The sequence below is a fragment of the Planctomycetota bacterium genome (assembly GCA_016872555.1).
In the GTDB taxonomy this organism is placed as follows: domain Bacteria; phylum Planctomycetota; class Planctomycetia; order Pirellulales; family UBA1268; genus F1-20-MAGs016.
The window spans coordinates 1-10,541 of record VGZO01000080.1 but is presented as its reverse complement, the minus strand read 5'-3'; the positions used below and the strand labels follow the sequence as shown (position 1 = coordinate 10,541).

Here is a 10,541-nt window from a genome sequence, read left to right as displayed (position 1 = left end):
GCCGAAGGTTGTTCGACCTACCGCCGGTCTCCGTGCCAGCGGTGGCTGGGCTGCGCCCAGCACCATGGACGGAAGGCTCACTGTGGCCGCTTGAAGGTGCCTCGGGCAAGATACAAGGTTGTCCACCCTGCCGGCTACGTTCCGCAGGGTCGCGTCGCCAAGGAGGTCTGTCATGGCGTTCACCCTCGCTGCTGCCGCTGTTCCGATTCGCCTGCTCACCGCGAGCGACGCGGCGGCGGGAATGCACGGGCGGTCGACCGTCTACCGCCCCTTGATCGTCGGTCCGGCGCTGTTGGTCCGGTCCCCCGACGGCGGTCCCTGGGAAGTCGAAGTCGACGACACGACACTCGCCCCGCTGGGGTGCGACGACGGCTCCGATAGCTTCCACCGCATCGCGCGGTATCGGGCGCAGGGGTTCAGGTGCCGGTTGGCAGCCACCCTCGTGAGCCCCGGCGACACCTGCCGGCGCCCGCGGCATGCCCGGTCGCACGGTCGCGGGGCAGATCGCCCGGAACACCGACCGCTCGAGATGTATGGATGGGCGCTGATGTATCAGCTCCCCGACGCCAACGGCATCGCCACCGTCGATCCCCACGACCATCACCCCGACCTGCCGGCATTCTTCGAGCTCCCCCAGGAGCTCATCGACCGCAGCGAGCACCTCGCGCGGCACGGCATCCCCAGCCGGCCGCTGGCACTGATCACCGCCGCCTCCGACTTCGATCGGACTGCCGACGGGGGCTTCCGCAACCGCTACGCCGCCGCCGCGCGGTTCGCCGCCGCCCGCGGCTTCAGCACCTCCTGACCGCGCCGCCCCCCCTTCTGGAAATCTCGCTGCCGGACGGCTCTGCGGATGGCTACGCTATCCAGCCGTTCGCCGTGGCGGGACGACGGAAAGGAACGGGGCCATGGACGCCGAACAGGGTGGGGAGGATCTGCCTCCCGAGCAATTCACCAGGCTCCTCGCCGAGGTCCGGAAGGGATCGCACGGGGCCTTCGGCCTCCTCATCCAGTGGAAGCGCCGGCAGTGCGAGCGCTTCATCGCCCGGCGGATCGATCCCGCGCTCCAGTCGAAGGACGCTGTCAGCGACATCTACCAGGATGCGATGATCGAAGCGTGGCGCGACTTCCACCAGTTCCGTGGCGCCAGCGAGGGGGAGTTTTACGGCTTCCTCCAGTCGATCATCGCCAACACGATTCGTGACAGCCGTCGCCGCTTCACCGACACCCAGAAGCGCGACGTCGGTCGGGAAATCCGTCTCCGGGACGACGACGGGTCGTCTCCCGGTTTCGAGCCGGCGGCCAGCGCGCGGCAGCCCGACCGGTCGGCCGAGTTCCACGAGGAGCAGCGTCTGCTCGCCGCCGAGATCGAGCGCCTCCCCGACGACTACCGCGTGGCATGGACGCTCTATTTCGAGGAGGACCTGAGCTTCGTCGAGATCGGCAACCGCATGGGGAGATCGGGCGAAGCCGCCCGCAAGCTCTTCCACCGGGGGTTCGCCATCCTGCGTGAGCGCATGAACGGTGGCCGCGGCGATGATCCGCCCGAGTCTCCGGGAAACCGATGAACCAACCGATCGACCCCGCCGCCGGGCCGGACGGCACCCCCGATCCCGAGACCGTCCCCACCGCTCGTGACGACGAGGCGGGTGTCGAGGCGGTGCTCGACCTCGACGATCTCCTCTTCCGGCGTTCCACCGTGGCAGCCGACGCGGCGACGATCGAGGCGGCCAGCTCCCGGGTCAGCGCCGATGACCTGCGGCTGTTGCTCGCGATCCGCGCCCTGGCAGCCGAGCGCAGGGCCGTGGCGCTCCCTTCCGCGTCCCGCCCGCAGGCGATCGGCCGGTTCGCGATCACCGACGAGCTCGGCCGCGGCGGGTTCGCGATCGTCTACGCCGCGACCGACACGGTCTCCGGCCACCGCGTGGCGCTCAAGGTCCTCCGCCCCGAGGCCGCCGACTCGCAGGCGAAGCGGCGGCGGTTCCGCCGCGAGGCGGGATTGTGCGCGCGTCTGGTCCACCCGGTGATCGTCCGCTTGCTGGAAGTCGGCGAGGCGGAAGGCGCGCCGTACCTCGTCACCGAGCTGTGTCCGGGCGGCACGCTGGCGGCGTGGCTCGAAAAGCACCCCGGCGCGCTGCCGATCGACTCGGCGGCCCGTGTCGTCGCCCGGTTGGCCCGCGGGGTGGACCACGCCCATGCCTGCAACATCGTCCACCGCGACATCAAACCGGCCAACGTCCTCCTCGTCGCCCCCGGCGACGGCCCGCCATCCCTGGCCGATCCGGCGGGGACCGGCGGTGGCTACGACGTCCAACTCGGCGACTTCGGTCTCGGCCGGATCGTCTGCCCGACGACGGCCGAGGACGACGCCCTGATGTCCGACGGCACGCGCCCGGGAACGGTCCTCGGGTCGCCGGAGTGGATGGCGCCGGAGCAGGTCGATTCGGCGTTTGGCCCCGTCGGCCCGGCGACCGACGTCCATGCCCTCGGCCTCGTCCTCGACCGGTTGCTCACCGGCCGCTCGCGCCACGCCGGCGAGCGGCCAAGCGAAGCCTTCCGCCGTCTCCGCGACCGCGTTGTCGCCCCGCCCTTCGAAGGCGGCCCGGAGATCCCCTCCGGTCTGGCGTCGATCGTGCGCTGGTGCCTCGAGCGCGAGCCCGACCGTCGCCCCTCGGCCGCGGCACTGGCCAGCGAGCTCGACCTGTTTGCCGGCACGGGCTGAAGGGCGTCCGGTCGGTGACCGCGAATCCGCCTTGCTTTCGGGAGGACGCGCGGGCGTCCGCCCCCCGGGCGATTTGCGTCTCCCCCTGGATGAGGAAACCATCGAGGGGACGGGGCGAGGCCCCGACCGTCTCGAGAACAGCGCTCCATGGCCGAGCAGAACAACGAGCAGCGCGGGGTCGTCGGCGCGCTCCTGGCGATGGTGGCGGGTCTGCTGCTGCTCATTCCCTGGCCCAGCATCAGTTCTTCGTCGTCTCGGTTGCGTTCGGCCGAAGCGGACACGCCCGCTCTCGAGACAGGCGGCGACTCTTCTCTGCCGAACGAACGCGAGCCCCCGAAACGGGATGATTCGCAAACGAAAGGGATCGACGAGTTACTCAGCGGGTACCTTGGAGTCGGGAGCGCCTCGGAACCCAAACGAAATCCGGCCTGTGGCACAGACACCGAGTCGCGTGAGCAGTCGCTCGAGCTCAAGGCGTTGGTGATGTGCGTCGCAGATCCGATTTTCTCGTCGAACGGGTATCGCACCGACCTCCAAGTTGAATCACTGCAAAAGGCCTTGACAGAACGCGACTATGTCGCTGACCGTTGGTTTTTGCCGTGGAAGTCGGGGGCGCAGCAGCCGTGTGCGAATCAGCCCGGCGCGATCCTCTTTCGCGGGCCTGACAACCACGGTCGGCGGCAACTGCTCGTCGTGTACGTGGTCGGAGAGTTGATGACGTCAGGCGTGAATCGGACCTCGTTGACTGCCGCTCTCGACCACGCTCACGCTTTGCTACGACTGTCGACACCTCGGCAGACCGTGATTCCGATCCTCGGGCCGGTGTTCACCGGTTCCGCTGAGTCGCTGGGCTTGACGCTCGCGGCCCCGCGAAAGGCCGGGAACGACATTCCCGTGGTCGTGCTCAACTTCAGCGCGACCGCATTCGACGTCGACCGGTTCGAACGGCTCGTCGAAGGGACATCGACCTCGTACGCCGCGACGATCGCAAGCTTCGATGAGCAGCGCGAAAAGTTGCTGAAATACGCTCTGGATCGACTTGGCGTCGTTCGGGTCGCATGGCTCACCGAGGCAGGTACCGGGCTGGCCGCAGGAACGAGGCGCCCCAAAAAAAATCAGGCTGTCATCTGGAACTTCGTCTTTCCAACCGGCATCGCTCAGGTACGTGACGCCTACGACAAGGACGCAGCACGCAACACGATCTCCCACCTCGCGAGCCCCGCCGATCGCACCGTACTCCGGTTCCCAGCGGAAGCGCAGTCGAACGCCCGGGACCTGTTACCCCGGTTTTCGCCCCGGATGCAGGGACCGTACACCGAGCTCTCCCTCCGTCACCTCCTGCTCGACATCGCCCGCGACGAGTTCGACGCGGTCGGGATCACGGCGACCGACCACCGTGACCGGCTGTTCCTCGTCGATCAGGTGCGCAAGCACGTCCCCGAGGCGCAGATCCTGCTCGTGGGTGGAGATCTCGCCTTCGAGCATCCGATGTTCCGTCAGGCGATGCTCGGCTCCCTCGTCGTGTCAGCATATCCGCCCTTCATCGCCCATCACCTATGGCTCACGGACGACCAAACGCCGGCGAGCCGACTCGCCCTTCCGACGCAGGCGAACTACGCGTTGTTCAACGCGATCGCTCTCGGGCTCGACATGGCCGGGCGTCGAGACGCGAACTACCGGGGAGTAATTCAGGAATATCACCTCGAGAAGGCTCCGGAGGACGCTGGATTCCGTCACTATGACTCACCCATCTGCGGTGGCGTTACTTCCGCCGCCTCAAAGCGGCCGAGGATTTGGATCTCGGCGGTCGGTTACCAGGGGGCCTGGCCTCTGGAACAGTACGAGCTTCCTGCGGAGAGCAAAGTCGTCCGCTTGCAGACGGCCGACTCTTCCGAAGGATCCGGAGCAGGTCAGGGGGGCAAGCAGTCAGCGCGGCTCGCGCTCCCGGGTATTCACGTGAGCGCCGTGCCTCTGACACAACTGACTGTCATTTTTTTGGTCCTCGCGCTGCTCTCTTCAATCGCGATCCGCGGCGGCTTCGAAACGACCGGCACCGACGGAGAGACGAATCTGCGGGCAGCGGCAGACGAGTGGCTCAGGCCGCTGGCCGACTGGTGGAATCTGCCTCGTGGGGCGCTGCCGGGCGAGCATGTGCGCGGGAGGAGTTGGCGGCTCGGCGGGCCTCTCACCGTCACGGTTGCGGCACTCTGGCTGCCCGCGACAGCTGTCGCGGCCGTGGCATTGACCGGACTGATCGCCGGTGAGAACCCGACCTGGGAGGGTGGCATCCGAGGTATCGCCAAGCTGCACGCATCCTGGTCACTCGCCTGGTTCGTGATCGGTACGTTTTTGTTGGCACCCTGGCGGATCCCGCGCCTCCTCAGACTCCTGTTCGTGCTCGTCTTCCTGGCGGGCTGCATCTTCGCCGGGGAACCGCGGTTGTTGCTTCCTGTTACAATTCTCGCAGCGACTGCGTCGACGCACCTTGCCGCGAGCCTCGTTCGCATTGCAGTTCAAGCGTGGTCGCGGCGCGCCGCGGGCGAGTATGCCGATTACTGGCTCACCGCCGGCTCCTCGATCCTCTCCGTCGGCCTGCTCATCGCGTGTGCCTCGCAATTCGGGATTTCGAGTTATCGGCTTCCCTGGCTGCTCACGACTGCTTGGGTATTCAATGGCATCTCGCCACTCCTGCCCCTTTCGGCCGCCGGTTTGGGGCTGGCTTCCATGTGGTACGCGGAGCTGCTGCGGAGCTGGCGCGCCGATGAGTATCCGATCAGGTCGTCGCTCGGTTCGCGGCATGCCGTCATGGAGGAGGATCGCCGGGAATTGGAGACCATCCGGTATCCGCTGCTCGGATACCATGCCATCGAGTGGATCAGGAATCAGTTGCACTGGAGCCCGGCACACGGCTCCCGCGTTTCGGTACAGTCTCCGATCGGCGTCCTGCAATTCATTTTCCTCGTGGCCACGAGCACGTGGCTCGTAACGCTTGCGATGAGGCTGACTGCGATCTACCCCGACCCCCGCGTCCATTGGGGATGTGTCACCTTCGTGATGGTGGCCTTTCTGACGTGGGCACTGCTGCTCGTCCGGACGCAGACGCTGATCGATCTTCTTTTCGATAGGCTCAGCGCCTTCCGCCGCGAGGTCGACACGCCCGGAACGCGGCTCGAGGAGGCGTTCAAGGAGTTGCACCGACCGAAAGACGTCGCTCTCGGGCGGATGCTCTACTCGCGCCGCCCGCCCTTACCGAGCCTCGACGACATTGGAGCGATGTTCGAGCCGACCGATGGTCCTCCGCAGTCCGACCTGCGACGGGTCGCCGCCTGCAAGCGCGTCATCGGTATCAAGCGTTTCGTCCGTTCGCTGGGCGGCCAGATCCGCTGGCTCAGCGCTGGCCTGATCGTCGGCGCAATTCTGTTGTTCATCGCCTCGACGAGCATTCCCTGCCAGCCGCGGAGTGCTCTGCTTCTCACCAGCACGCTGTCGTTCATCGCCTTCGCCTGGGTGAGCGTCAGCACGCTCGTCCGCATCGAGCGCGACCCGGTCCTGAACCTGATCGCGAACTTGAAAGGGCCGCGTGTCGCCTGGGACGTGCAGACGATCGTGAGGATCGCCGTCCCCGTGGCCATCCCGTTGCTCCTCGTCCTCGGCCAGGCCTTCCCCGATGCATGGCAGTGGGTCGGGGCACTCGTCGAGGGCTGGCGCGGCTCCTGACCGCGACGGTCTTCCGCGCCCAACGCCGCGGTGGATCGCTCCGCCCATGGGCTGCTAGGCTGCACGCGCGGCGTCGCCTTCCAGGCACGCCCGTTCCCCGGGGGCAAGACCATGGCCGCTCGTTTCGTCGTCGTGTTGGCTGTCGCGATCGTGGCGCCGATCGCCCACGCCCAGACCCCCTGGCCACAGTTCCGCGGCCCGGGCGCCCGCGGTGTCGCCGTCGGCGATCGGCTCCCTCCCGACCGCTGGAGCACCACCGACAACGTCGCCTGGAAGCGCGACATCCCCGGCCGCGGCTGGTCGTCGCCGGTCGTCGCCGGTGACCGTGTGTTTCTCACCACTGTCGTCAATACCGGCGCCACCGAAGCGGCGAAGAAGGGGCTGTATTTCGGCGGCGAGCGTGCCAAGCCGGCCGACAGCATCCACCAGTGGAAAGTGATCTGCCTCGACCTCGGCACCGGGCAGGTGCGCTGGGAGAAGCTGGTCCACGAGGGAGTGCCGAAGACGCCGATCCACATCAAGAGCACCTACGCCTCCGAGACCCCAGTCACCGACGGGAAGCACGTCTGGTGCATGTTCGGCAGCGTCGGTATCTGGTGCCTCGATCTCGACGGCACGGTCGAATGGAGTCGGGAGCTCCCGCCGCGGGCGATGCGCTTCGGCTGGGGGGCCGCCGCGTCGCCGGTGCTCCACGACGGGCGGCTGTACGTCGTCGACGACAACGAGGAGCAGTCGGAGCTCGTCGCCCTCGACGCCGCCACCGGCCGCGAGGTGTGGAAGACACCGCGCGACGAGAAGAGCAACTGGAGCACGCCGTACGTCTGGGAAAACCCGCTGCGCACCGAGATCGTCACCCCGGGCACCGGTGCGATCCGCAGCTACGACCTCGACGGCAACCTCCTCTGGTCGATCAAGGGGATGTCGAGCATCACGATCGCCACCCCCTTCGAAGCCGACGGGCTGCTGTATGTGAGCAGCGGCTACATCCTCGACCCGCGGAAGCCGATCTACGCGATCAAGCCGGGCGCCGCCGGCGACATCTCGCTGGCGGCCGGCGAGACATCCAACCAGTTCATCGCCTGGAGCCAGCCTGCCGCCGCCCCCTACAACCCGACCACGCTCGTCGCCGACGGCAAGCTGTGGGTGTTGTTCGACCGCGGCTTCCTCGCCTGCCACGATGCCGCGACCGGGCAGCCGATCTACGCCTCGCAGCGCCTCCCCGAGGGCCGCGCGTTTACCGCGTCGCCGTGGTACGCAGGGGGTAAGGTGTTTTGCCTGAACGAAGACGGCGTCACGTTCGTCTGCGACGGCGGCGCCGACTTCAAGATCCTTCACACCAACGCGCTGGCCGACGACGACATGGGAATGGCGACGCCCGCGATCGTCGGCGACAAGCTCCTCATCCGCACGGCCGCCCGGATCTACTGCATCGCGGCGCGGGGGACGGCGGCCGTGGTGCCGGCGGGTGCCCCGGGTGGCTGACGACCGCGCGGCAGGGCAGGGGGGCGGTACCCGGGGCGGGTCGTTTCTCAGCCTCGCCGATGCCGTCGACCTCGTGCGGCTGGCGCTGCCCGTGGCGGCGACGCGGGCGAGCTTCATCCTGATGGGGCTCACCGACGCGATCGTCCTCGGTCGCCATCGTCCCGGCGAGCTGCCGTTCGTGCTCAATGCCTGGCTGCCGCTGGGCGTGGCGATGGGGTTCGGGATCGGCCTGCTCACCGGCGTGCAGGTGCTCTCGGCCGAGCTGTCGGGGGCCGGCCGCGGTGCCGAGGCGGGGCGAATCCTCCGCCGCGGCCTGGCCGTCGGGATCGGCTTCGGCATCGTCGCGATGCTCGCCTGCATCGCCGTCGCGCGGCCGCTGGTCGCCGCCTTCGGCTTCGACGAGCCGGTCGTGGCCGCGACCGCCGAGTGCACGCGGATCCTCGCCTACGGCCTGCCGATCCAGATGGCGTTTGCCGCCACGGCCAGTTCGCTCGAGGCCCTGCGCCGCCCCGGGATCGTGACGCTGATCAGTTGGGCCGCCGTCCTCCTCAACGCCTGGCTCGACGTCGCCTGGGTGCCGTCGCTCGGCGCCGTCGGCGTCGCCTGGGCGACGACGCTGTCGCGCGTGGCGATGGGGATCGCCGGGCTCGTGGCCGCCGCCATGTTCACTCCGCTGACGACGTTCACCGGCCGGGCAGACCGCGGCGAATTCTCCCGGCAGAACCGGCTCGGCTACGGGGCGGCGCTGGCCAACGTCGCCGAGTGGGGGAGTTTCAACCTCACCCACGTGCTGGCGTCGCTGGTGAGCCTCGACGCCGGGGCGGTGTGGGGGATGGCGGTGCAGGTGCTCGGCGCGGTGTTCATGATCGCCGTCGGCCTGGGGTCGGCGACAGCCGTGCGCGTGGCGGAGCACCGTGGCCGGGCCGACCTTCCGGCGGCGGCCCGCGCCGCGCGGCTCGGGATGACGGTCAGTCTGGCGATCGGCGTGCTGCTCGCGGCGGTGATCTGGGGGGGCCGCGACTGGCTGGCGCGGGCCTGGCTCGACGCCGACGGGTCGGTCGACGGCAAGCGCCTCGCGCCGCTGTTGGCGGCGATGCTGGCGGCGGCGGCCCCGGTGACGATCTTCGACGGCGTCCAGGGTGTGGCGTCGATGGCGCTGCGCGCCTGCGGCGTGGTCTGGGCGCCGACGGCGATCCACGCGGCGAGTTACGTCGCGGTCATGGTGCCGCTGTGCTGGTGGCTGGCATTCCCCGCGGGCTTCGGCCTGTGGGGCGTGGTCGCGGGGGTCGCGGTCGCGTCGATCCTCGCCGGCGTCCTCCAGGCAGTGCTGCTCGAGTGGGTGCTGCGCGGGGAGCGGGCGACCAAGCAATGATTCCTGTAACGATTGGCTACCAGAGGGAGTGGACACCTGCGGCCCTGAACGATGCGTCTCGAGAGAAAGGCCCGCTAGGGTGCTCGCGGCGACCTTCTCCCGCTACGACTCGTCGCGCAAGGCGGTGGCAGATCGGGGTTTGAGCGGGCTCCGATGACTACGGCTATTCAACACATGAGCTACGTCTGAACGCGGTTCATGTCCCGATCACGTCGGCGCGTTCCAGCGTCCGCCGTGAGCTTCCCGTGCAGCCTGGCTGCTGCGGAGCCAAGGGCTGATTTCCAATGAAGACTGTCTCCGCCGGGGCCCAAGCTAGCCCGTCGGAGTGAGCAACCGGCTCCCCTCAACAACTTCCGTCATCGCAGCGCGGCCATGGCAGCCTTGAGGCTCAGCGGTTTGCCCATGCTCTTTTTGGCGAGCAGTTCGCGGTTGGCGTCGATCGCATCGGCAACGCCGAAGATCGCGACGAGCCGCCACGTGACGGTATCGCCGTCGACGAGTTTCGCGCCGTATGGTGGCTGATCCGATACGCGGAAACCGACGATTTTACGGTTGCCAGCGGCATCCGCGCCTGACTTCAACTTTCCTTTTTCGTCAGTGATGTAGTACTGCCAGACATGGACCCCAGTGACGCCCCCGGGGACCGTGATTCGATTCGCCTGCGTCACGACATCGTCAGTGTATGTGTATCTTCCTTTCGGCCTCGCCATGCCATTTTGACGCGACATGGGCGTGCTGCCCGCACCGTAATCGACGGTAATCGTCTGGCAAAAATCGCTACCTGGTTCAGCATCAAACGAGAGGACACCTCCATTTCCGCTCGTCTTGCCCGCCGCTGCCTGCATGAGGTCGAACACCGTCTTGATGCCTGCAGCATCGGCGTCGTACCGATAGAAGAAACCAGTGATGTCCAAGTGGATCATGGCTCGGGCTTTCGTTACTTTAGGTTTCACGATCTACGTTTGTCTGCGTCTCGCGCTTCACACCTCTGTCGGGAAGCTCGACAAACCGCCGCGAGCCGCGGACGCTCTCTTAGTTGTGGCGGATTCAGACCGGATAACCGGACGCCAGCCTTTCCGATTTCACGAAAGGCTCATCTGTTGAGGGCGAGATGCCCTCGCCCCCACCCCCCCTCGCATGGCCCCGTCTCCCGTGTATGCTGATGCCCTCCGAGCCGGGGGCTTCTCGTTCTCGTCGAAGGATTCGACCCAATGGCGACAGCGACGCGCACCCCGCCGCGGACGGACT

General features: G+C 67.7%; 7 protein-coding genes. 6 read left to right on the top strand and 1 reads right to left on the bottom strand.

Features of this window, described 5'->3' with window-relative positions:
* The first annotated feature begins 172 nt into the window (after positions 1-172).
* From FJ309_16315 to FJ309_16290, 6 genes are all read left to right on the top strand, one after another.
* Positions 173-805 (top strand): hypothetical protein, encoded by a 633-nt coding sequence (locus FJ309_16315; protein ID MBM3956146.1) that lies wholly within the window; start codon positions 173-175, stop codon positions 803-805.
* A gap of 103 nt (positions 806-908) precedes the next feature.
* Positions 909-1,568: a sigma-70 family RNA polymerase sigma factor gene (locus FJ309_16310; protein ID MBM3956145.1), complete on the top strand. Its 660-nt coding sequence runs from the start codon at positions 909-911 to the stop codon at positions 1,566-1,568.
* A complete protein-coding gene (locus FJ309_16305) occupies positions 1,565-2,722 on the top strand; it encodes a serine/threonine protein kinase (protein MBM3956144.1) in 1,158 nt (385 codons plus the stop codon). The genes FJ309_16310 and FJ309_16305 overlap by 4 nt, the downstream gene beginning before the upstream one ends.
* 147 nt (positions 2,723-2,869) lie before the next feature.
* Positions 2,870-6,439, top strand: a complete 3,570-nt coding sequence (locus FJ309_16300) for a hypothetical protein (protein ID MBM3956143.1) — start codon at positions 2,870-2,872, stop codon at positions 6,437-6,439.
* Between the two features lie 111 nt (positions 6,440-6,550).
* Entirely contained in the window at positions 6,551-7,921 is a 1,371-nt protein-coding gene (locus tag FJ309_16295; protein MBM3956142.1) for a serine/threonine protein kinase, read from the top strand.
* Positions 7,914-9,293, top strand: a complete 1,380-nt coding sequence (locus tag FJ309_16290; protein ID MBM3956141.1) for a multidrug transporter — start codon at positions 7,914-7,916, stop codon at positions 9,291-9,293. Before FJ309_16295 ends, FJ309_16290 begins: the two co-directional genes overlap by 8 nt.
* A 356-nt stretch (positions 9,294-9,649) precedes the next feature.
* Here FJ309_16290 and FJ309_16285 read toward each other — a convergent pair whose 3' ends face one another.
* A complete protein-coding gene (locus FJ309_16285) occupies positions 9,650-10,216 on the bottom strand; it encodes a hypothetical protein (GenBank protein ID MBM3956140.1) in 567 nt (188 codons plus the stop codon).
* Positions 10,217-10,541 lie beyond the last annotated feature (325 nt).

What these genes read in the sequence shown, in the direction of transcription:
- FJ309_16315 (MBM3956146.1), top strand. Translation starts at nt 173, where the DNA reads ATGGCGTTCACCCTCGCTGCTGCCGCTGTTCCGATTCGCCTGCTCACC.
- FJ309_16310 (MBM3956145.1), top strand. Translation starts at nt 909, where the DNA reads ATGGACGCCGAACAGGGTGGGGAGGATCTGCCTCCCGAGCAATTCACC.
- FJ309_16305 (MBM3956144.1), top strand. Translation starts at nt 1,565, where the DNA reads ATGAACCAACCGATCGACCCCGCCGCCGGGCCGGACGGCACCCCCGAT.
- FJ309_16300 (MBM3956143.1), top strand. Translation starts at nt 2,870, where the DNA reads ATGGCCGAGCAGAACAACGAGCAGCGCGGGGTCGTCGGCGCGCTCCTG.
- FJ309_16295 (MBM3956142.1), top strand. Translation starts at nt 6,551, where the DNA reads ATGGCCGCTCGTTTCGTCGTCGTGTTGGCTGTCGCGATCGTGGCGCCG.
- FJ309_16285 (MBM3956140.1), bottom strand. Translation starts at nt 10,216, where the DNA reads ATGATCCACTTGGACATCACTGGTTTCTTCTATCGGTACGACGCCGAT.